The organism is Stenotrophomonas hibiscicola ATCC 19867, assembly GCF_000382065.1.
In the GTDB taxonomy this organism is placed as follows: Bacteria; Pseudomonadota; Gammaproteobacteria; order Xanthomonadales; family Xanthomonadaceae; genus Stenotrophomonas; species Stenotrophomonas hibiscicola.
The window spans coordinates 268,892-290,795 of the sequence record NZ_KB907501.1; the positions used below are offsets into that span (position 1 = coordinate 268,892).

At 67.9% G+C, this 21,904-nt stretch carries 19 protein-coding genes, 1 other RNA gene and 1 pseudogene; 15 read left to right on the forward strand and 6 right to left on the reverse strand.

Translation table 11 applies throughout. The features are described 5' to 3' along the window. Positions 1–20: 20 nt before the first annotated feature. From G370_RS0113375 to G370_RS0113390, 4 genes are all read right to left on the reverse strand, one after another. The gene (locus G370_RS0113375; protein ID WP_019661059.1) at positions 21–1,406 is read right to left on the reverse strand and encodes an FAD-binding oxidoreductase; all 1,386 of its coding nucleotides are present in this window, start codon (positions 1,404–1,406) and stop codon (positions 21–23) included. Then, positions 1,403–2,047 (reverse strand): metal-dependent hydrolase, encoded by a 645-nt coding sequence (locus G370_RS0113380; RefSeq protein WP_019661060.1) that lies wholly within the window; start codon positions 2,045–2,047, stop codon positions 1,403–1,405. The genes G370_RS0113375 and G370_RS0113380 overlap by 4 nt, the downstream gene beginning before the upstream one ends. Before the next feature lie 110 nt (positions 2,048–2,157). Then, positions 2,158–2,526, reverse strand: coding sequence for a YraN family protein (locus G370_RS0113385; RefSeq protein WP_026347139.1), 369 nt, complete (start codon positions 2,524–2,526; stop codon positions 2,158–2,160). Continuing rightward, the gene (locus tag G370_RS0113390; RefSeq protein ID WP_019661062.1) at positions 2,516–4,237 is read right to left on the reverse strand and encodes a penicillin-binding protein activator; all 1,722 of its coding nucleotides are present in this window, start codon (positions 4,235–4,237) and stop codon (positions 2,516–2,518) included. The genes G370_RS0113385 and G370_RS0113390 overlap by 11 nt, the downstream gene beginning before the upstream one ends. 81 nt (positions 4,238–4,318) lie before the next feature. On the opposite strand from G370_RS0113390, the gene rsmI reads away from it, so the two are divergent. Both rsmI and rnpB read left to right on the forward strand, forming a co-directional pair. Beyond that, entirely contained in the window at positions 4,319–5,137 is an 819-nt protein-coding gene (gene rsmI, locus G370_RS0113395) for a 16S rRNA (cytidine(1402)-2'-O)-methyltransferase (RefSeq protein WP_019661063.1), read from the forward strand. Positions 5,138–5,292: 155 nt separating this feature from the next. Beyond that, positions 5,293–5,644, forward strand: an RNA gene (rnpB, locus tag G370_RS1000000121075) — RNase P RNA component class A. Positions 5,645–5,733: 89 nt separating this feature from the next. On the opposite strand, the gene G370_RS0113400 is transcribed toward rnpB, so the two are convergent. Together G370_RS0113400 and G370_RS0113405 are read right to left on the reverse strand one after the other, a co-directional pair. Then, positions 5,734–6,213 carry a DM13 domain-containing protein gene (locus tag G370_RS0113400; protein WP_010481944.1) on the reverse strand — a complete coding sequence of 160 codons (480 nt, stop codon included), beginning with the start codon at positions 6,211–6,213 and terminating at the stop codon, positions 5,734–5,736. A 101-nt stretch (positions 6,214–6,314) separates the two neighbouring features. After that, positions 6,315–7,103 (reverse strand): NRDE family protein, encoded by a 789-nt coding sequence (locus G370_RS0113405; protein ID WP_019661064.1) that lies wholly within the window; start codon positions 7,101–7,103, stop codon positions 6,315–6,317. A 323-nt stretch (positions 7,104–7,426) separates the two neighbouring features. Here G370_RS0113405 and mraZ point away from each other — a divergent pair, with 323 nt between their 5' ends. From mraZ to ftsA, 13 genes and pseudogenes are all read left to right on the forward strand, one after another. Next, complete coding sequence (gene mraZ / locus G370_RS0113410) at positions 7,427–7,873, forward strand: division/cell wall cluster transcriptional repressor MraZ (RefSeq protein WP_019661065.1); 447 nt, start codon at positions 7,427–7,429, stop codon at positions 7,871–7,873. A gap of 14 nt (positions 7,874–7,887) precedes the next feature. Next, on the forward strand, positions 7,888–8,856 hold the full coding sequence (rsmH, locus tag G370_RS0113415; RefSeq protein WP_019661066.1) for a 16S rRNA (cytosine(1402)-N(4))-methyltransferase RsmH: 969 nt from the start codon (positions 7,888–7,890) through the stop codon (positions 8,854–8,856). Beyond that, positions 8,853–9,116: a cell division protein FtsL gene (gene ftsL, locus G370_RS0113420; RefSeq protein ID WP_005412242.1), complete on the forward strand. Its 264-nt coding sequence runs from the start codon at positions 8,853–8,855 to the stop codon at positions 9,114–9,116. The genes rsmH and ftsL overlap by 4 nt, the downstream gene beginning before the upstream one ends. Next, complete coding sequence (locus tag G370_RS0113425) at positions 9,113–10,957, forward strand: peptidoglycan D,D-transpeptidase FtsI family protein (protein ID WP_019661067.1); 1,845 nt, start codon at positions 9,113–9,115, stop codon at positions 10,955–10,957. The genes ftsL and G370_RS0113425 overlap by 4 nt, the downstream gene beginning before the upstream one ends. After that, positions 10,954–12,462: a UDP-N-acetylmuramoyl-L-alanyl-D-glutamate--2,6-diaminopimelate ligase gene (locus G370_RS0113430; RefSeq protein ID WP_019661068.1), complete on the forward strand. Its 1,509-nt coding sequence runs from the start codon at positions 10,954–10,956 to the stop codon at positions 12,460–12,462. Before G370_RS0113425 ends, G370_RS0113430 begins: the two co-directional genes overlap by 4 nt. Beyond that, a complete protein-coding gene (locus G370_RS0113435) occupies positions 12,459–13,853 on the forward strand; it encodes a UDP-N-acetylmuramoyl-tripeptide--D-alanyl-D-alanine ligase (RefSeq protein ID WP_019661069.1) in 1,395 nt (464 codons plus the stop codon). The genes G370_RS0113430 and G370_RS0113435 overlap by 4 nt, the downstream gene beginning before the upstream one ends. Continuing rightward, entirely contained in the window at positions 13,843–14,928 is a 1,086-nt protein-coding gene (gene mraY / locus G370_RS0113440; protein WP_019661070.1) for a phospho-N-acetylmuramoyl-pentapeptide-transferase, read from the forward strand. Before G370_RS0113435 ends, mraY begins: the two co-directional genes overlap by 11 nt. A gap of 1 nt (position 14,929) precedes the next feature. Next, the gene (ftsW, locus tag G370_RS0113445) at positions 14,930–16,255 is read left to right on the forward strand and encodes a putative lipid II flippase FtsW (RefSeq protein ID WP_019661071.1); all 1,326 of its coding nucleotides are present in this window, start codon (positions 14,930–14,932) and stop codon (positions 16,253–16,255) included. Then, positions 16,252–17,340: an undecaprenyldiphospho-muramoylpentapeptide beta-N-acetylglucosaminyltransferase gene (gene murG / locus G370_RS0113450; protein WP_019661072.1), complete on the forward strand. Its 1,089-nt coding sequence runs from the start codon at positions 16,252–16,254 to the stop codon at positions 17,338–17,340. The genes ftsW and murG overlap by 4 nt, the downstream gene beginning before the upstream one ends. 40 nt (positions 17,341–17,380) lie before the next feature. Next, positions 17,381–18,817, forward strand: a complete 1,437-nt coding sequence (gene murC, locus G370_RS0113455) for a UDP-N-acetylmuramate--L-alanine ligase (RefSeq protein WP_019661073.1) — start codon at positions 17,381–17,383, stop codon at positions 18,815–18,817. Then, complete coding sequence (locus tag G370_RS0113460; protein ID WP_019661074.1) at positions 18,814–19,776, forward strand: D-alanine--D-alanine ligase; 963 nt, start codon at positions 18,814–18,816, stop codon at positions 19,774–19,776. Before murC ends, G370_RS0113460 begins: the two co-directional genes overlap by 4 nt. Further along, positions 19,773–20,450, forward strand: a pseudogene (locus G370_RS0113465) (cell division protein FtsQ/DivIB); the annotation flags it as partial. The gene G370_RS0113460 and the pseudogene G370_RS0113465, both read left to right, overlap by 4 nt. A 68-nt stretch (positions 20,451–20,518) precedes the next feature. Continuing rightward, entirely contained in the window at positions 20,519–21,754 is a 1,236-nt protein-coding gene (gene ftsA, locus G370_RS0113470) for a cell division protein FtsA (protein ID WP_005408083.1), read from the forward strand. Positions 21,755–21,904: the final 150 nt, after the last annotated feature.

Here is a 21,904-nt window from a genome sequence, read left to right on the forward strand (position 1 = left end):
CGGTTCATGCCCGGCCAGCATCACACCGGCGGCAGCACCTTGCCCGGGTTGAGAATGCCATCCGGATCCAACGCAGCCTTGATCGCGCGCATCGTCGCCAGCGTGGCCGGGCTGAACGCCTGTGCCATGAAATCGCGCTTGGCCAGACCAATGCCATGCTCACCGGACAACGTGCCGCCCAGGGACAGCGTCAGTTCGAAGATCTTCGGCAGCGCGGCATGCGCGCGTGCGTTCTCATCGGCATCGTCCGGGTGGTAAAGAATGTTGACGTGCAGGTTGCCGTTGCCGGCATGACCGAAGGTGACGATGGTTAGCGAATAGTCGCGCGCCAACGCCTGCACGCCAGCCACCAGTTCCGGAATGCGCGACACCGGCACCACCACGTCTTCATTGATCTTGCCGGGCGCTACGGTGCGCAGTGCCGGCGACAGTGCCTTGCGCGCGGCCCACAGCTGGTCGCGTGCACGGCCTTCCATCGCCACGTCCAGCTCGATCATGCCGTCGCCTTCGGCGGCGCTGGCCAGTGCCTGCAGCAGGTAGGGCAGGGTGTCGTGGTCACCATCGGCTTCGACCAGCAGCATCGCGCCTGCCTCGGGTACGTCAGCACCATTGAGGCGCAACAGCTCCAGGCTGCGTGAATCCATGAATTCCAGGCGCGTGGGCACCACCGGCTGCGACATCAGGCGTGACACTGCGGCGGCGGCCGCATCGGCGTCGCGGTACAGCACGCGCAATCCGGCCTGGCTGACCGGCAGCGGGGTCAGCTTGAGGGTGGCCTCCACGATCAGCGCCAACGTGCCTTCGCTGCCCACCAGCAGGTGGGTGAGGTCGTAGCCGGTGGAATCCTTGGTGTAGGCACCCCCGCAGCGGATCACCTCGCCGGTGCCGGTGACGGCCACCAGGCCCAGCACGTTGTCGCGGCTGGTGCCGTACTTCACGGCGCGTGGGCCACCGGCGTTGCAGGCCAGGTTGCCACCCACGCTGCAGATCTCCGCGCTGGAAGGATCGGGCGCCCAGAACAGGCCGTGCGGTGCCAGGGCTTGCTGAAGCGTTCCATTGAGCACGCCCGGCTGCACCACGGCGCAGCGATCACCGGCACGGATCTCCACGATGCGGTCCATGCGGGTGAACGACAGCACGATGCTGCCCGGCAACGGCACGGCAGCGCCGGTGGTGCCGGTGCCCGCGCCGCGCGCAACCAGCGCCACGTGATGTGCACGGCAGGCGCGCACCAGTGCCTGTACCTGTTCGACGCTGGCGGGCAGCGCGACGGCAGCGGGGCGCTGGTGGCGCCACGAGTTGTCCTGCGCGTTCGCCTCCAGCGCGTTGTCATCCATGCGCCAGCCCTCCGCTCCCAGCAGGGCAGACAGTTCGGCAACCAGGGCAGCGGGCAGGGCAGTACTCATGACAGATCTCGTGGGGAAGCAGGAGCGGGTTGGATCAGTTTCCAGGCAACAACGGCGCCGGCCAGCGGCAGCCAGACCCAGCGCAGTTCAGAGAGCAGGGTGGCGATGCCGCGCGCGCTGAAGAACTGCGGCGCAAACGGTGAAACGCGGATCGGCCGCCACGGGGCGAAGAAGCGCTGTTCGCTCCACGGCCAGGCGAGGGCAACGCCGAGGCCACCGGAGGTCATTGCGTCGAGCAGGGGATGGCTGGCGGCGCAGATGAAGACGAACACCGCCGCCTGTACGGTGGACGCCAACGTTGGCCCTCGCTGGGTAGGTGCCAACCTTGGTTGGCACGAAACCGCCGACCAAGGTCGGCGACTACCGGAGCTGTGTGGTGTCGACCAAGGCCGGCCGCTACCAAAGAACGCCCACACCGCGGCCAACGCGGCCAGCACGCAGGCAAACAACAACGAATGGCTGGCACCGCGATGGCCGAACGCATCGGCATAGGGAATGTGCAGGGCAAAGGCCAGTACATCGGCATCGGGCAGCATCGCCGCGACCACACCCGCAGCGAGCAACCACGCAGGAATGCGGCCACGATCCGCGGCGCACCACAGCGCCAGCGGTACAGCGGCATGGGTGATGATCGACGGCATCAGTCACGCACCATGGTCGTGCCGGCCAGGCTGCGCGCTGGTAGATGCCAACCTTGGTTGGCACAGAAGCGCCAACCAAGGTTGGCCTCTACCAGAGCGGACGGTACACATCAGCAATCATCCAGCCGGAACGCATCGCGCAGCCAGTTCAACTGCGGAGGTTCACCCGTGGCTTCCACCACATCGAAACGGCAGGGCGCATCGGCAAGCGCGGGATGGTCCTGCAGGTACAGCAACGCGGCATGTGCCACGCGTCGGCACTTGCGCACATCCACCGAGGCCGCGCCGCCACCGAAATCGGATCGCGCGCGGTAACGCACTTCCACGAAGACCACGGTGCCGGCGTCGTCCATCACCAGGTCCAGTTCACCGCCGCGATAACGCACGTTGCGCGCACGCGGCTGCAGTCCGGCCTGCTGCAGATGCTGCTCGGCGGCGGCTTCCACCGCCGAGCCCCGTTGGCTGCGCTCAGCGACCACCGACGATCGGCATCGGCCGGCCGCCATTGAAGGTGGACCAGGCCGGCTGGCGCAGGATGTTGCCGTTGCTGTCCAGGAACAGGGTGCCGGTGGCGCCGTCCAGGCCGCCTTCGTTGGACAGCTTGTCCAGGTAGGCGGTGATCTTCCAGGCATCGGCGCCGAAGGCGAACAGGCGGCCGGCGGCACCGCGTGCGCTGGGCAGGGTGCTGGCCACCTGGCTGGCCGAGGGCAGGCCGGACACGCTGCGCACGTTCCAGGCTTCGTTCGGGTAGACGATGCCGTCCAGCGCCACGTCTTCTTCCACCTTGCCGCTGCCGACGGTCAGCTGCGAGGTGCCCACGCGGGTGGCGCCACCGGCACCGGCCAGCGCCAGCTGCGGCGCCAGCAGGCGGGCCTGCGGCGCGCGCACGGCGAGGAACACGGCATCGACCTGGCCGGCATTGCGCACCTGCGCGCCGACATCGCCAACCGCGTCGCTGACGCCGACGGTGGCCACCACTTGGCCGCCACGCTGGGCGAAGCGCTGGGCGAAGGCAGCGGCGGCACGGCGGCCAGTGTCGTCGGCGCTGTTGATCACCAACGCCTTGCCGCGCTCGCGGCCACGCAGGTATTCGGCGGCGACGATGCCGTCGTCTTCCGGCGCCAGCGAGAAGCCGGCGCTGCCGGCTGGCGGCGCGTCCTTGCCACGGTTCAGGGCCAGCACCGGTACCTGCAGCTGCTGGCGGCCATAGACCGCATCCACTTCGTCACGGCCCAGCGGGCCGACCACGAAGTCGGCGCCGGAGGCGACGGCCTTGTCATAGGCGGCCAGCGCACCGGCCGGGGTACCGGCGGTGTCGATGAAGTTGATGTCCGGGCGGCGGCGGGTCTCGCCGTAGTACGCGGCCAGCAGGCCATCACGCACCGGCTGCGCGGCGGTGGCCAGGCGGCCGCTGAGCGGCAGCAGCACGGCCAGCTTGGCCGGCGGACGGTAGCCGTCGCTCATGGCCGGCGGGCGCTTGCTGGTATCGAACTGGGCGGCGCCATCGCGGTCGAACGGGCGCGGCAGCGGCAGGCCACGCGCGATCAGTGCACGGCCGGCGAAGTTGTACAGCGGGTCGTTGGCCGGCAGCGCGGCGGCACGGCTGCGCAGGGTGGCGTCGTCAAGCGTACCGAGCAGACCGGCGATGGCGGCCTGGTTCTCGCTGCGTGCGCTGCCGGTCAGGCTGGCGTGGGCGCGGGCGCGCTCGGTGGCGGCACCGAAGGCATCGCCGGTGCCCTGCAGCGCGTTGGCGCGGGCTACGTGCCAGCGCGTGCGCAGCGCGGGGAAGACGTTGTCGCCCTGTTCCTTCAGCAGGGCCAGGGCCTGCGCCGGCTGCTTGTCGGCCAGTGCCAGCTCGGCGCCGGTCAGCTGGTAGCGCTGCAGGCTGGCGCCGGACAGCTGGCGGGCGGTGAGCTGGCCGAGCAGGCTGCGTGCGCGGGCACTGTCGCCGGCCAGGTGCCAGGCCCAGGCGGCATCGGCCAGGGCGTTGCTGCGGGCGCCACCTTTCAGGGTTGCGGCCAGCGCTTCCAGCTGCAGGGCGGCGTCGCGCGGTTTGCCTTGTTCGATCAGCGCCAGCGCCTGGCTCTGGGCCGGCGATTCGGGCGCGCTGGTCAGGCTGGTGGTGGCACAGCCGGCCAGCAGCATCAGCGACAGCGACAGGGCGGAGATCCGTGCGGCGGGCTTGTTCATGATCGGGTCCATGCGATGAGGGCAGCGGCCTTGGCCGGGTACACGCTACGATTCTACCCTTGCCCCGTGAGTACCGCTGAAATGAGTGTCCCAACCCTGTACGTCGTCGCCACCCCGATCGGCAACCTGGCCGATCTGAGCCCGCGCGCGCAGGAGGTGCTGCGTTCGGTGGCGGCCATCTGTGCCGAAGACACCCGCCGCAGCGGCCAGCTGCTGTCCCATTTCGGCATCCAGCAACCGCTGGTGGCCCTGCACGAACACAATGAAGAGGCCCTGGCGCAGCGCCTGGTTTCGCGATTGCAGGCCGGCGAGTCGCTGGCGCTGGTCAGCGATGCCGGTACCCCGCTGGTCAGTGACCCCGGTTTCCGCCTGGTGCGTGCCGCGCGCGCGGCGGGTATCAAGGTCAGCCCGGTGCCCGGTGCCTGCGCCGCCATCGCCGCGCTGAGCGTGGCCGGCCTGCCCAGCGACCGTTTCAGCTTCGAGGGTTTCCTGCCGGCCAAGGCCAGCGGCCGCCGCGACCGCCTGCAGGCGCTGGCCGGCGAAGTGCGCACGATGGTGTTCTACGAATCCTCGCACCGTATCGCCGAGTCGCTGGCCGACATGGCGGCGATCTTCGGCGGCGAGCGCCCGGCGGTGCTGGCCCGCGAGCTGACCAAGCTGTTCGAGACCGTGCTCGACGGTGACCTGGCCGGCCTGTTGGCGAAGGTGGAAGCTGACGAGAACCAGCGCAAGGGCGAGTTCGTGGTGATGGTGCAGGGCGCCGGCGACGATGAGGAAGCGCAGCTGGCGCATGGCCGCCGCGTCTACGCCAAGCTGAGCGAGCATCTGCCGCCGTCGACCGCCGCGAAGCTGGCCGCGGAACTGACCGGTGCGCCGCGCAAGGCGTTGTACGGCAGTTGATGGATCGTGCGGACCAAGGTCCGCACCCACCAGAGCGGAATCCGCACCCACCAGGGCAGCGGCATCGGTAGATCCACGCCACGCGTGCATGGATGAACCGGACGCCGCGATCGGCACGGCAGGAAGGGCGTGCGTACGCTAGAATACGCGCTGGCGGAGTCGGCCAGACAGTCGCGTCATCCCTTCGGGGGTGCCGAGGAAAGTCCGGGCTCCATAGGGCAAGGTGCCAGGTAACGCCTGGGCGGCGCAAGCCGACGGAAAGTGCAACAGAAAGATACCGCCTACGTCTTCTTCGGAAGGCCGGTAAGGGTGAAATGGTGCGGTAAGAGCGCACCGCGAGTCTGGCAACAGACCGGCACGGCAAACCCCACCTGGAGCAAGACCAAATAGGGATCCTTTGGCGCGGCCCGCGTTGGATCCGGGTAGGTTGCTTGAGCGTTGCGGTGACGTAACGCCTAGAGGAATGACTGTCCACGACAGAACCCGGCTTATCGGCCGGCTCCGCCTCTTTCTTACGGTAGGCCGAGCATGGCTCGGCTCTACAGTAGAGCCGAGCCATGCTCGGCTGCTCTTCGCCCAGATGCTTGGGATGTTGTTCAACCCGGCGTGCGGTACTGCCCGGCGGAAATGAACTGCTCGAACCGTTCGCACCACACCACTACGGTGGTGTAATCGTCCACGTTGACGCTTTCAGGCACGTCCACCAGGAAACGGTTGAAGGTCTTCACCTCGCCGATGCGCTGGGCCTGTGCCTTGATCTTCAGGAAATCGGCCTTGTTGTCGACGAAGTCGCGCACGAGGTAGACCTTGTAGTCCGGCCCCGGGCCCATCTTGCCGTCGAACGCGACCTGGCGCGGGCTGACGCTGACCTTGCCGTCGGCCCAGTGCACGGCGTCGCTGCCCTTGAGGTCGCGACGGAAGGTGGTGTGGTAACGGGCGTCGCCCATCGCCGCCTGTACCTGCGCGACCGGCGGGTCGTCGGGAGCGATCAGGATCGGCAGCAGGTAGATGCCAAGGCCGAAGCCCAGGCCGAGGGCGAGCAGGTGGGTGACGACAAGTACGAGAACACGGCGCATCGATGACTCCCTGTGGATCGGTGAGGCGCGCGGCAGAACCGCGCCGGGTCATCGTGTGGCGTGCGTGCAGACATTTATAGACACAGGAAACAGGTACAGGGTCAGAAATCGACCTGGCTCTGGCCGAGGGCGACACCCTGAGGGCCGAAGCGACGCTCGTGGATCTGCCCGTGCCCTTCGGCATCGATCAGCAGCACCGTGCTGGCGCGGGTGCCATAGTCGTCGCCGCGGATGAAGGCCGGGCTCAGCCAGCGTTCGCGTTCCAGGCCGATGCCGGTGTCGGGCAGGTCGCCGTCGGCGGGGCGGTGTTCATCGGCCAGGGCGTCCCAGAGCGGGGTCAGGTCTGGGGTCAGATCCCTTTCGCGTTGCGAAAGGGATCTGACCCCGTCCGCTTCCAGCCATGCCGACAGCGCGGCCATCAGTCGTCGGGTCTTCGGCCAGGGTGCGTCCAGCGCGCCGTTGGACATGCCATGCACGCCCGGGCCAAGCGTCTGCCGTTCGGCGGGATGGTTGCCCAGGTACTCCAGGCTGTTGCTATCGGCCAGCAACAGATTGAACGGGGCGTAGGCGCCAGCCACGGTCGCCAAGCGATCAATATGCACGGCCGCCGGGTCGCGGCCGCGCAGGAAGTCGGCCACCAGTGCCCCGCGCGACGGACCGGTCTGGGCCGCCAGCGGGTCGCGGACGTTGGTGACCACCGCCATCCGGCCCGAGGCGCCGACGCCGGCCCAGCCACCGCCGGAGCGCAGGTCGCGCCCCCCGATGACGGAGGTCTCATCCTGCCAGGGGGCCAGCGCCGCGGTGGGGCGGGCGTGGAACTCATCACGGTTGCCGGTCATCACCAGCCGCCAGCGCGGGTGGTGCATCCAGCCAAGAGCGAGCAGGCACATGGGTTCATTGTGCATGGTTTGCGCAGTCCGGCGGCGTTTCCGGGCCCTCGCGGATGAATGCGCAGCAGGTGTTTCACGCCCTGTCCACAGCCCTGAACTTCCGTTCAATCTCAAAAATTGAGACGGATCAGCAACTTGTGGATAAGCCTTGAACAATTCTCTAAAGGTTGTTGCAAGCCATTGATGTGGCTGGCGATTTCCCCGCTGAAAAGTTGTTGACAACCCTTCGGCCGCTGCTAAGGTGGGCATCAGAGGGAAATCCGGGTGTTTTGTGGGTTTTCGTGGTTCAATGTTTCACCGGGCGAAGGATAGGTGCACGCGTCGTGTTCCAGGGCGAGACGGCCATCACAGTTGACGATAAAGGGCGCATGGCGGTTCCCACCGCTTACCGCGACCTCGTCGCGCGCGCCAGCAACAACCGTCTCGTGCTGACCTACAACCCGTTCGAAGCCGGCTGCCTGTGGCTGTATGCAGAGTCGGAATGGGAGCGGGTCCGCGACGACGTCATGTCCAAGCCCAACACCCAGCGCGTCGTGCGCCTGTTGCAGCAGAAGCTGGTCGGCTCGGCCGCCCATCTGGAACTGGACGGCAACGGTCGCATCAGCATCCCCGCCAGCCACCGCGGTGCGGTGGGCATTGAAAAGAGGGCGGTATTGCTCGGTATGGGCGACAAGTTCGAATTGTGGAGCGAGCAGGCGCATCGGGCCCTGATCCAGCAGACGTTGTCTGACGAGGATCTGGGTGATGGGTTGCTCGACCTGAAGTTGTGAGCCGGGGTGCCCGGATGCGCCCAGAAGCGCAGACCGGTCACCTTCCGGTGTCGCAGTCGCCGGCGGTGCACCTGCCGGTCCTGTACACCCAGGTCCTTGAAGGCCTGAGGGTGATCGAAAACGGACGTTATCTGGATGGCACGTTCGGTCGTGGCGGTCATGCACGTGGCGTGCTCACCCAGCTTGGTCCCGAGGGGCGCCTGCTGGTCATGGACAAGGATCCGGAAGCCATTGCCGTTGCCGAGCGCGATTTCGCGCCGGACCCGCGCGTGTCCATCTTCCGTGGCAGCTTCGCCCAGCTGCTGCAGTGGGATGCGACGGCCGAAGGCCTGGACGGCGTGCTGTTCGACCTGGGCGTGTCGTCGCCGCAGCTGGACGTGGCCGAACGTGGCTTCAGCTTCGGCAAGGACGGCCCGCTGGACATGCGCATGGATCCGGACAGCGGCGAAAGCGCCGCGCAGTGGATCAACCGCGTGGAAGACCGCGAGATTGCCGACGTGCTGTGGACCTACGGCGAAGAGCGGCAGAGCCGCCGCATCGCCCGTGCCATCGTGGCTCGCCGCGAGAAGCAGCCGTTCACCCGCACCGCCGAACTGGCCGAGCTGATCGCTTCGGTGATGCCGCGTGGGAAAGACAAGATCCACCCGGCCACGCGCAGCTTCCAGGCCATCCGCATCCACATCAACCGCGAGCTGGCCGATCTGGAAGCCGGGCTCGATGCGGCGGTGGAACGGCTCAAGCCCGGTGGCCGCCTGGCGGTGATCAGCTTCCATTCGCTGGAAGACCGTATCGTCAAGCAGTACATGAACCGCCTGGCCAAGGCGCCGCCGGCCAACCGCCGCCTGCCCGAGGCGGTCGCGTTCGTGCCGACGCTGGACCTGATCGGCGGTGCCATCAAGGCCACCGACGAAGAGCTGGCCGCCAACCCGCGTGCCCGCAGCGCCGTGCTGCGCGTGGCGCAGAAGCGGGAGGCCGACGCATGAGCCGGTTGCTGCTGATCATCCTGCTGGCTTCCACCGTGGCCTCGGCGATCGGCGTCGTGTTCGTGCGTCATCGTCACCGGCAGACGTTCATCGAACTGTCGCGCGCCGAGCGCAAGCGCGATGACATCAACCTGGAGTTCGGTCGCCTGCAGCTGGAACAGGCCACCCTGGCCGAAGCCAACCGTGTCGATCGCATCGCCCGCGAGAAGCTCGGCATGAAGTTCCCCGAGGCCGCCGACATCGTGGTGGTGCGGCCATGAGCAAGACCGGCCGCAACCGCCCGCGCAACGCCTTCAACCTGCGCCAGCGCCTGCGCTGGGTCGCGCTGGCGCTCGGCCTGTGCTCGGTGTCGCTGGTCGGTCGTGCCGCCTACGTGCAGATCATCAACAGCGACTTCTACCAGCGCCAGGGCGAGGCCCGTTACCTGCGCGAGCTGCCGATCAAGACCTCGCGCGGCATGATCACCGACCGCAACGGCGAGCCGCTGGCGGTGTCCACCCCGGTCGCCTCGATCTGGGTCAATCCGCAGGACCTGCTGCGTTCGCCCGAGCGCATTCCGGAGCTGGCCCAGGCGGTCGGCATGTCGGTGGATGAGCTGAGCAGCCGCCTGTCGCAGAAGTCGGACAAGGAATTCATGTACCTGCGTCGCCGGATCAATCCGGACGAGGCAGAAAAGGTGGTCGCGCTGAAGATTCCGGGCGTGGCCGCGCAGCGCGAGTTCCGCCGCTTCTACCCGCAGGGCGAAGCGATGGCGCACGTGCTGGGCTTCACCAACATTGACGACCGCGGCCAGGAAGGCCTGGAGCTGGCGTTCGACGAATGGCTGCGCGGCAAGGCCGGTGCCAAGCGGGTGATCCGCAACCGCAAGGGCGAGACCGTCGAAAGCGATCTGCTGCGCGCCGCCGAACCGGGCAAGGACCTGACGCTCAGCATCGACCGCCGCATCCAGTACCTGGCGTTCAAGGAACTGCGCAACGCGCTGGTGGCCAACAAGGCGGCCGGCGGTTCGATGGTGATCATGGACGTGAACACCGGCGAGATCCTGGCCATGGTCAACCTGCCCACCTACAACCCGAATTCGCTGACCGGCGCGCTGCCCGATGCGCGCCGCAACCGTGCGGTGACCGACCTGGTCGAGCCGGGTTCGACGATGAAGCCGTTGACGATTGCCACGGCGCTGCAGGCCGGTGCGGTGACCAAGGACACCATCATCGATACCAACCCGGGTTACATGCAGGTGGCCCGCTTCACCATCCGCGACGTGCCGCGCAACAACGGCGTGCTGAACGTAACCGGCGTGATCACCCGCAGTTCCAACATCGGCGCGGCCAAGGTCGCGGCAAAGATGCCGGACCAGGTGTTCTATGACGGCGTGCGCCGTTTCGGCTACGGCTCGGTGCCGCACAGCGGGTTCCCGGGTGAATCCGGTGGCGTGGTGCGGCGCCCGGCCAACTGGGACGGTGCCACCAAGACCACCATGTCCTACGGCTACGGCCTGAACGTGACACCGCTGCAGATCGCCACCGCCTACTCGGCGCTGGCCAATGGCGGCAAGTTGATCGCGCCGACCTTCGTCAAGGGCCAGCGCAACGAAGCGCATCAGATCATCGACGAGAGCGTCGCCAGGCAGGTGGTGGCGATGATGGAAACGGTGGTCACCCAGGGCGGCGCCAAGCAGGCAGCGGTGCTGGGTTACCGCGTAGCCGGCAAGACCGGTACCGCGCGCAAGACCGGCCCGGGTGGTTACGAGCGTGGCCATTACAACGCGCTGTTTGCCGGTGTGGTGCCGGCCACCAACCCGCGCTTCGCCACCGTCATCGTCATCAACGATCCGCAGGCCGGCAAGTTCTACGGCGGCCTGGTGTCGGCGCCGGTCTATCACAACGTGATGGAAGGCACACTGCGCCTGATGGACGTGCCGCTGGATGACCTGCAGTCGTGGCTGGCCGCACAGCAGTCCGGCAAGGTCGGCCACTCGGCCTCGATCCTGCCCGCGCCGCCGGCCGAGACCGCGCTGCCGGTGGATGCCGCCGCTGAATTCGATGCTGCGCTGCCGAGCGCGCACGCCCAGACGCCCCCCGTTACGGGAGGCACGCAATGAGTCCTTCGATGTTGCTTTCGCAGTTGCTTCCGGACGTGGCCCTGGCGGGCCATGATCCCGTTCTGACCGGGCTGGCGCTGGACAGCCGCGCCGTGCGTCCCGGCAATGCCTTCGTCGCCATCGCCGGTTTCGGCGCGCATGGCCTGAACTTTGTCGAGCAGGCCCGCGCGGCCGGTGCCAGCGCCATCCTGTTCGAGCCCCCGGCACCGGCCGAACTGCCGGCGCCAGCCGATGCGATCGCCGTGCCGGGCCTGCGCGCACGCATGGGTGCGATGGCCGATCAGTTCCATGGCGCGCCGTCGCGGGCGATGGCGATGGTGGGCGTGACCGGCACCAACGGCAAGACCTCCACCGTGCAGCTGCTGGCCCAGGCCTGGCACCTGCTCGGCACGCCCAGTGGCAGTATCGGCACGCTGGGCGCCGGACTTTATGGTGCAGTTGAACCGACCGGTTTCACCACGCCGCTGGTGCTGCAGATGCATGCGCTGCTTGCGCAGCTGCGCGACGAAGGTGCGCGCGCGGTGGCGATGGAAGTCAGCTCGCACGCGCTGGACCAGGGTCGCGTCGATGCCGTGCACTACGACGTGGCGGTGTTCACCAACCTCACCCGCGATCACCTGGATTACCACGGCGACATGGCCAGCTACGGCGCGGCCAAGGCGCGGCTGTTCCATCGCCCGGGCCTGAAGGCAGCGGTGATCAATCTGGACGACGCCTTCGGTCGCCAGCTGTTCGCCGGCCTGCCGGTGGGCATGCAGCCGATCGGCCTGAGTTCGCGTGGTGCCAGCGATGCCAGCGTGCGCGCCGAAGCGTTGCAGCTGGATGGTCGTGGCATTGCGTTTGAACTGGTCATCGACGGCCAGCGCGCGGCCGTGCATTCGCCGCTGCTGGGCCGCTTCAATGTGGACAACCTGCTGGCGGTGGCCGGTACCCTGCATGCGCAGGGCCAGCCGCTGCCGCGCATCGCCGAGGTGCTGTCGGCGTTGCAGCCGATCCGCGGCCGCATGAACCGCCTCGGCGGCGAGAATGGCCTGCCGACCGTGGTGGTCGACTATGCACATACCCCGGACGCGCTGGAACAAGCGCTGGGCAGCCTGCATGGTCACCTGCAGGGTACGCTGTTCTGCGTGTTCGGCTGCGGCGGCGAGCGTGACACCGGCAAGCGTCCGCAGATGGCCGCGATCGCCGAGCGCCTGGCCAACCAGGTCATCGTCACCGACGACAATCCGCGTGGCGAAGACGGTGACGTGATCGTCGCCGACATCCTGGCCGGCTTCCAGAATGCCGATGCCGTGACCGTGCAGCGCAGTCGCGCGCGTGCGATCGGCCTGGCGGTGAAGCGTGCCGGTGCCGGCGACATCATCCTGATTGCTGGCAAGGGCCACGAGCCGTACCAGGAAGTGAACGGTGTGCGCCATGACTTCGACGACACCGAGGTGGCTGCCGCTGCACTGGCGGCCAAGGCCGGTGTACTAGAGGCGCAGGCCGGGGAGGGTGCCGCGTGAAGCGCACTCTGCTTTCGCTGATCGCCCACTGGGCCGGCGGTGAGATCCACGGCGACGACGTGGCCATCGACGCGGTCAGCAATGACACCCGCAGCCTCGGTCCGGGCAGCCTGTATGTGGCGCTGCGCGGCGAGCGCTTCGACGGCCATGACTTTGCCGCCGACGCACAGGTGCGCGGTGCCAGCGCGCTGCTGGTCGAGCGCCTGCTGCCGGTCGAGCTGCCGCAGGTGCTGGTGGCCGACAGCGAGCTTGCACTGGCGAAGATCGCCACCGGCATGCAGCGTGACCGGGACACCGAGGTGTTCGCGATCACCGGCAGCAACGGCAAGACCAGCGTGAAGAGCCTGCTGCTGTCGATCCTTCAGCAGGTGGCCCAGCACGCCCACAAGGTGGTCTACGCCAACCCGGGCAACCGCAACAACGAGATCGGCCTGCCGCTGGCGGTGATCGATGCGCCGGAAGATGCCGACTACGCCGTCTACGAGATGGGCGCCGGCAAGCCGGGTGATATCGCCTACCTGACCGAAATCGCCCGCCCGCGCTATGCCCTGGTCAACAACATCGCCCCGGCACACCTGGAACGCATGGGCAGCCTGCTTGGCGTGGCCGTGACCAAGGGCGCAATCTATGCCGCACTGCCGGCCGATGGCGTGGCGGTGATCAACGCCGACGATGCCTACGGCCGCTGGTTCGAACAGCATTTCGTCGGTACCCCGGCACGCTGCCGCGTGCTGCGCTACGGCCTGGAACATACTGCTGATGTGACCGCGCGCGACATCCGCGCAGGTACGCAGGGCAGCCAGTTCACCCTGGTCTCGCCGGCCGGCGAGGCTCGCGTGGTGCTCGGCCTGCCGGGTCGCCACAACGTCAGCAATGCGCTGGCTGCCGCCAGCCTGGCGCTGTCCGCCGGTGTCGATCTGTCGCTGATCGCGGCTGGCCTGGCCGAGGCGCAGCCGGTACCGGGCCGCCAGATTGCCCATCTGCTGCGCAATGGCGCGGTGCTGGTGGACGACAGCTACAACGCCAATCCCGGTTCGCTGGCCGCGGCCATCGACGCCCTGGCCGCCGCGCCGGAAGAGGGCTGGCTGGTGCTGGGCGACATGCGTGAGCTGGGTCCGGACGCCGGAGCGCTGCACGCGCAGGCCGGGCTCCGCGCGCGGTCGGCCGGCCTCAAGCGCCTGTATGCGCTGGGCCCGCTCAGCGCCGCTGCCGCTACCGCTTTCGGCGAAGGCGGCCGTCACTTTGCCACCCATGACGCGCTGTCGAAGGCGCTGAAGGACGAGCTGCACGCCGGCGTGCGCTGCCTGGTCAAGGGTTCCCGTGGCAGCGCCATGGACACGATTGTCAAAGCGCTGCTGGCGCAAGGAGAGGAATCCCCGCATGTTGTATGAACTGGCTCGATGGTTGCAGCAGTTGGAGAGCCTGTTCGGGCTGTTCAACTACCAGACGTTCCGCGCCATCCTTGCCGCGCTGACGGCCCTGTTCCTGTCGCTGTGGCTCGGCCCGGCGATGATCCGCAAGCTTGCCCAGTTCAAGGGCGGCCAGCCGATCCGCAAGGACGGTCCGCAGACCCATTTCTCCAAGGCCGGTACGCCGACCATGGGTGGCTCGCTGATCCTGCTGACCGTCACCCTGTCGGTGCTGATGTGGGCCGACCTGCGCAACCGCTACGTGTGGCTGGTGCTGGCAGTGATGCTGTGCTTCGGTGCCATCGGCTGGTATGACGACTGGATCAAGATCGTCCGCCGCGACCCGAACGGGCTGAAGTCGCGCTGGAAATACCTGTTGCAGTCGATCTTCGGCCTGGCTGCCGGCCTGTTCCTGTTCCATACAGCCGACGTGCCGGCAGCGCTGACCTTCTACATCCCGATGTTCAAGTCGGTGGCGCTGCCGCTGGCCGGCATCGGCTTCGTGGCGATCGCCTACTTCTGGATCGTCGGCTTCTCCAATGCGGTGAACCTGACCGACGGCCTGGACGGCCTGGCGATCATGCCGACCGTGCTGGTGGCCTGCGCGCTGGGTGTGTTCGCCTACGCCTCGGGCAACGTAGTGTTCGCCAACTACCTGCAGATCCCGCAGATCCCGGGCGCCGGCGAGCTGGTCATCATCTGCGCGGCCATCGCCGGTGCGGGCCTCGGCTTCCTGTGGTTCAACACCTATCCGGCCATGGTGTTCATGGGCGACATCGGTGCACTGGCGCTGGGTGCGGTGCTGGGCACGATCGCGGTGATCACCCGCCAGGAACTGGTGCTGGTGATCATGGGCGGCGTGTTCGTCATCGAGACGCTGTCGGTGATGATCCAGGTGGCCTCGTTCAAGCTGACCGGCAAGCGCGTGTTCCGCATGGCGCCGATCCACCACCATTTCGAACTGAAGGGCTGGCCGGAGCCGCGCGTGATCGTGCGCTTCTGGATCATCTCCGTCGTGCTCGTGCTGATCGGCCTGGCCACGTTGAAGGTGCGCTGAGATGAACGACCTGTCCCGCCAGGCAACACGCCTTGAAGCCATCGAAGGCAGCTACGACAAGTGGCTGCTGGGCGCGATCATCGCGCTCACCGGCATTGGCGTGGTGATGGTGGCGTCCAGCTCGATCGCGCTGATGAGCAGCCCGTTCTACTACCTCAACCGCCACCTGATCTTCCTGGCGGTGGGTATCGTGCTGGCGGTGCTTGCCGCCCGTACCGAGCTGAAGTCCATCGAGCAGTACAACCAGATGCTGCTGCTGGGCTGCTTCGTGCTGCTGCTGGCGGTGTTCGCGCCGGGCCTGGGCAGCACGGTCAACGGTGCGCGCCGCTGGATCAACCTGGGCATCTCCAAGTTCCAGACGGTCGAGGCGGTGAAAGTGCTCTACATCGTCTGGCTGTCCAGCTACCTGGTGCGCTTCCGCGACGAGGTCAACGCGACCTGGCCGGCGATGCTCAAGCCGCTGGGCGTGGCCGGTGCGCTGGTGGTGCTGTTGCTGCTGCAGCCGGACTTCGGCTCGTCCACCCTGCTGCTGGCGATCACCGCCGGCATGCTGGTATTGGGCGGGGTGAACATGCCGCGCATGTCGATGCCGGTGATCATCGGCCTGGTCGGCATGAGCGCGCTGGCGATCATCGAGCCTTACCGCATGCGCCGCATCACCTCCTTCCTGGACCCGTGGGCCGACCAGCAGGGCGACGGCTACCAGCTGTCCAACGCGCTGATGGCAGTGGGCCGTGGCGAGTGGACAGGCGTCGGCCTGGGCAACTCGGTGCAGAAGCTGTACTACCTGCCCGAAGCGCATACCGACTTCATCTTCTCGGTCACCGCCGAGGAATTCGGCTTCCTGGGCACCTGCGTGATCGTGGCCCTGTACGCGCTGCTGGTCGGCCGGACCTTCTGGCTGGGCATGCGCTGCGTGGAAATGAAGCGCCACTTCTCTGGCTACATCGCCTTCGGCATCGGCCTGTGGATCAGCATGCAGACCTTCGTCTCGATCGGCGTGAACCTGGGCATCCTGCCGACCAAGGGACTGACTCTGCCGCTGATTTCCTCCGGCGGTTCGTCGGTGCTGATGACCTGCGTTGCGATGGGCCTGTTGCTGCGCGTGTCCTATGAACTCAAGCGTGCCGAGCGCCGCCAGGCCGTGCGCATCGGTGGTGCCGAAGACGCAGCTGCTGAGCCGGTGGGCGAGCCAGCCGTGCAGGTGGCCGCCAGCGCGCCGATCAGCGCCGGGGCGACGGCCGCAGCCCCAGCTCCAGCAAACGCCGCGCGCGGCACCAGCCGCCTTCAGTCGCGTATCGAACCGACCTTCGGGAGGCTGTCATGAGCGCGGCCACCGATAGCGTGCGCCCGGTGATGATCCTGGCCGGTGGCACCGGCGGTCACATCTTTCCCGGCCTGGCTGTGGCCCGCGTGCTGCGCGAGCGCGGCGTGCCGGTGACCTGGATGGGCGCCGACGGCGCGATGGAAACGCGACTGGTGCCGCAGCACGGCATTCCAATCGACACGCTGGCCATCACCGGCCTGCGCGGCAAGGGCAAGCTGGCCCTGCTGGGCGCGCCGTGGCGGCTGATGCGCGCGCTGCGCGCTGCCGGCATGATCATCCGCAAGCGCCAGCCGCGTGCGGTGGTCGCCTTCGGTGGCTTTGCCTCTGGCCCCGGTGGCATGGCCACCCGCCTGCACGGCCTCCCGCTGCTGGTGCACGAACAGAATCGCGCGCCCGGCATGACCAACCGCATCCTGTCGCGCTATGCGCGCCGCCTCCTCACCGGCTTCCCGGGTACCTTCGCCGAGCGTGAGGAGTTCGTCGGCAATCCGGTGCGCGCAGAGATCGCCGCCACCGCACCGCCGGAACAGCGCTTCGCCGACCGCCACGGACCGCTGCGCGTGCTGGTGGTTGGCGGCAGCCAGGGCGCGCGTGCACTGAACACCGGCGTGCCGCAGGCGATCGCCGCACTCGGCGCCGGCATTCCGGTACAGGTGCGCCACCAGAGTGGCGAGAAAATGCACGCCGAAGCGGTGGAGGCGTATGCAAAGGCCGGCGTGCTGGCCGACATCACGCCGTTCATCGCCGACATGGCCGAGGCCTTCGCCTGGGCCGACCTGGTGGTGTGCCGCGCGGGCGCTTCGACGCTGGCCGAGCTGTGCGCGGTCGGTGTCGGCAGTGTGCTGGTGCCATTCCCCGCTGCCGTCGACGATCACCAGGCCCGCAATGCGGAGTATCTGGTCGAGCGCGGTGCTGCGGTTTTGCTGAAGCAGGACGGAACGCTGGCCGACGGCATTGCCGCACTGCTGCGCGATCTGTCCGAAAATCCCGCCCGCCGCATGCAGATGGCGCAAGCCGCGCGTGCCCTGGCCAAGGTCGATGCCGCCGAGCGCATCGCCGATATCATTCTTGAGGAAGCTGTATGAAGAAGGCATGCCACCGCGCCTGCCCTGCGCGAGGCCGCGCATGATCCGTCGCCTGCACGACACCAACGACCTGGTACGCGCGTTCCCGCGCGTGCATTTCGTCGGCATCGGCGGCACCGGCATGAGCGGTATCGCCGAAGTGATGCTGACGCTGGGCTATGAGGTGTCCGGCTCGGACAACGCCGACAACGTGGCAACCCGTCGGCTGGCCAGCCTGGGTGCGCGCATCATGCGCGGCCACTCGGCAGCCAACGTACTGGGCACCGACTGCGTGGTGGTCTCCAGTGCCATCCGCGAAGACAACCCGGAACTGATGGAAGCGCGCAGCCAGCGCATTCCGATCATGCCGCGTGCGGCGATGCTGGCCGAGCTGATGCGCTTCCGCCGCGGCATCGCCGTGGCCGGTACCCATGGCAAGACCACCACCACCAGCCTGACTGCTGCGGTGCTGAGCGAAGGTGGCCTGGACCCGACGTTCGTGATCGGTGGCCAGCTGCTGGCGGCCGGTGCCAACGCCAAGCTGGGCGGAGGCCAGTGGCTGGTGGCCGAGGCCGACGAAAGCGATGGCAGCTTCCTGCGCCTGAACCCGCTGATGTCGATCATCACCAACATTGATGCCGACCATCTGGAAAACTACGGCAACGACTTTGCCCGCGTGCAGGCGGCGTTCGCCGAATTCCTGCAGCGCCTGCCGTTCTACGGCCTGGCCGTGCTGTGCATCGATGACCCGGAAGTGGCCGCGCTGGCCGCCAAAACCCCGCGTCACGTGATGAGCTACGGCATGAGCCCGCAGGCCGACGTGCGCGCCGAGAACGTGGTGCAGGAAGGGCCGCGCATGCGCTTCACCCTGCGCCTGCCGCAGGGCACCAGCCAGGAAGTGGTGCTGGCGCTGCCGGGCAGGCACAACGTGCTCAACGCGCTGGCCGCCGCCGCAGTGGGCTGGCAGCTGGGCGTGGCGCCGGATGCCATCGCGCGTGCGTTGGAAAGCTTCGCCGGTGTCGGCCGTCGCTTCAACGATCTGGGCGAAGTGACCACCGCCAGTGGTGCCAAGGTCCGTATCATCGATGACTACGGCCATCACCCGAGCGAGCTGGAGGCCGTGTTCGCCGCGGCCCGCGGTGGCTGGGCTGACAAGCGCCTGGTGGTGGCCTTCCAGCCGCACCGCTACAGCCGCACCCGTGACCAGTTCGACAAGTTCGCTGCGGTGCTGTCCAGCGTCGACGCACTGGTACTGAGCGAGGTCTACCCGGCCGGTGAGGAACCGATTGCCGGTGCCGACTCGCATGCGCTGGCCCGCGCCATCCGCGCCCGCGGTCGCAGCGAGCCGGTGGTGGTGGGCAAGGCTGCCGAACTGGCCAGCGTGCTGCCGGACGTGCTGCAGGACGGTGACCTGCTGCTGATGATGGGGGCGGGCGACATCGGCGCCGTGGCCACCCACATCGCGGTGGAAGGCTTCAAGGGGGAGGGCGAGGCGTGAGCACGCTGACCTTCCCGCCGCTGCGCGTGACCGACCCAGCCGAGTTCGGCCGCGTCGCCGTGCTGCTCGGTGGCAGTTCCAGCGAACGCGAGGTGTCGCTGGACTCGGGCCGCAACGTGCTCGAAGCCCTGCGGTCGCGCGGCGTCGATGCGTTCGCCGTCGATGGCATCCCGGCGTTGGCCAAGGCGCTGGCCGCCGGTGGCATCGACCGTGTGTTCAACATCCTCCATGGCCACAACGGTGGCGGTGAGGACGGCATCGTGCAGGGCCTGATGGACGCCTTCGGCGTGCCGTACACCGGCTCGGACGTGCTGGGTTCGGCGCTGAGCATGGACAAGATCCGCACCAAGCAGGTGTGGCTGTCGCTGGGCCTGCCGACGCCGCAGTACCGGAAGGTCGACGCGTCCACGGTGCATGCACTGGCGGCAGAGCTGGGCCTGCCGGTGGTGGTCAAGCCGGCCAACGAAGGCTCCAGCGTGGGCATCAGCCGGGTCACCGACGAGGCTGGCCTGGACGAGGCCGTGACCCTGGCCGCGCGCTACGACGGCCAGCTGCTGATGGAGCAGATGGTGGTGGGCGATGAGCTGACCGTGGCCATCCTCGGCGACGTTGCCCTGCCGTCGATCCGCATCGTGCCCAAGGGCCAGTGGTACGACTACAACGCCAAGTACATCGCCGAGGACACCCAGTACCTCTGCCCGGGCCTGGAGGGTGGCGACGAAGCGGAAATCCGCCGCATCGCGCTGGCCGCGTTCCGCGCGGCCGGCTGCCGTGGCTGGGGCCGCGTGGACGTGATGCGCGACCGGAGCAGCGGCCGTTTCTTCCTGCTGGAGGTGAACACCGCGCCGGGCATGACCAGCCATTCGCTGGTACCCAAGGCGGCCCGCCAGGCCGGCATCGGTTTCGAGGAACTGGTGTGGCGCGTGCTGGAACAGACCCTGGAGGCTTCGCACGCATGAACGCGGTGCTGCGCATCTTCGTCTGGCTGTTGGCGCTGTCGGTGGTTGCACTGCCGGTGGTGGCCGTGGTCAATGGCTGGGTCGGCGCCGAGCGCTGGCCGCTGGCGAAGCTGCGCGTGCATGGCGAGTTCAAGCGGGTACCGGCCGAGCAGCTGCAGCAGGTGCTGCTGCCGTATGCGCGCGCCGGCTTCTTCGCGGTCAAGCTGCAGGACGCGCAGGACGCACTGGAAAAACTGCCGTGGGTGGAAAGCGCGCGGGTGCGCAAGCAGTGGCCGGACGTGCTGGAAGTGACCCTGGTCGAGCACAAGCCGTTCGCGCGCTGGGGCAACGACCGCCTGGTTTCCGAGCAGGGCAAGTTGTTCCCCACGCCGAAGAAGCTGGCCGACCTGGCGTTGCCCGAACTGGACGGGCCGGACAGCCAGACCGAAGAAGTGATGAAGCTGTACAGCGACTCGCGTGCATTGTTCGCACCGGCCGGCGTCGATGTGCGCCGGGTAACGATGGATGCACGCGGCAGCTGGTCGCTGGTGCTGAGCAACGGCACCGAAGTGGTGGTCGGCCGTGACGATGCGCGCTCGCGCCTGCAGCGCTTCGTCAAGGTACTGCCACAGCTCAACCGCCAGGACGCGCCGATCGAGCGCGCCGACCTCCGCTACACCAATGGTTTCACGCTGAGCTGGGGTACCCCGGCCACGCCGGCGAAAACGCCGGCGACCCCAGCCAGCAGGACGCAGGAAAGGACATGAATCGCAAGGGTGACAAATCACTGATCGTTGGCCTGGACATCGGCACCTCCAAGGTGGTGGCGCTGGTGGGCGAGTATTCGCCGGGAAACCCGATCGAAGTGATCGGCATCGGCTCGCACGAATCGCGCGGGTTGAAGCGCGGCGTGGTGGTGGACATCGAATCGACCGTGCAGTCGATCCAGCGCGCGGTGGAAGAAGCCGAGCTGATGGCCGGCTGCGAGATCCGCTCGGTGTACGCCTCGATCTCCGGCAACCACGTGCAGTGCAAGAACTCGCCCGGCATCGTGCCGATCCGCGACGGGGAAGTGACCTGGGGCGACCTGGATCGCGTGCTCGATGCGGCCAAGGCGGTGGCGATTCCGGCCGACCAGAAGATCCTGCACGCGATCCCGCGCGAGTACGTGCTGGACGATTCGCAGGAAGGCATCCGCAACCCGGTCGGCATGACCGGCGTGCGCCTGGAGGTGCATGCGCACCTGGTGGTGTGCGCGCAGTCGGCCGCAGCCAACATCAGCAAGTGCGTGCAGCGCTGTGGCCTGCAGGTGGACGACCTGGTGCTGTCCTCGCTCGCCTCCAGCGTTGCGGTGCTGACCGCTGACGAACGCGAGCTGGGCGTGGTGCTGGTCGACATGGGCGCCGGCACTACCGACATCGCGGTGTTCGTGCAGGGCGCGATCTGCCACACGGCCTCGCTGCCGATCGCCGGCGACCACGTCACCAACGATATCGCGCACATGCTGCGCACGCCCACCCCGGAAGCCGAGCAGATCAAGGTGCGCTACGCCTGCGCCCTGGCCCAGCTGGCCACCGCCGAGGAAAGCATCCAGGTGCCGTCGGTGGGCGACCGTCCACCGCGCCGCATGCCGCGCCATTCGCTGGCGCAGGCGGTGCAGGGCCGCTACGAGGAGATCTTCGAGATGGTGCAGGCCGAACTGCGCCGCTCCGGCTTCGAGGAACTGGTGCGCGCCGGCATGGTGCTGACCGGTGGCGCCTCGAAGATGGAGGGCGTGGTCGAACTGGCCGAGGAAATGCTGCAGATGCCGGTGCGCGTGGGCATCCCGCAGCACGTCACCGGCCTGGGCGAAGTGGTGGGCAACCCGGTGCACGCCACCGGCGTGGGCCTGCTGCTGATGGGCAGCCAGATCGAGCACCCGCGGCGGCCATCGCTGCCGACCGGGCGCGCTGGAAGCATGTTCAAGAAACTCAAGACCTGGTTCCGCGGCGAGTTCTGACGCGGAACCCGCAACTCCGGGCCCGGCCCGGCGCAACACCCGCAGTACCCGCATCACAACGCAACAACGCAATACACAACCCACACAGCCGCAACGGCAACATGACACGCGAAGGCAGGAGGCCCGACCGTCCATGCCACCGACAAGCGG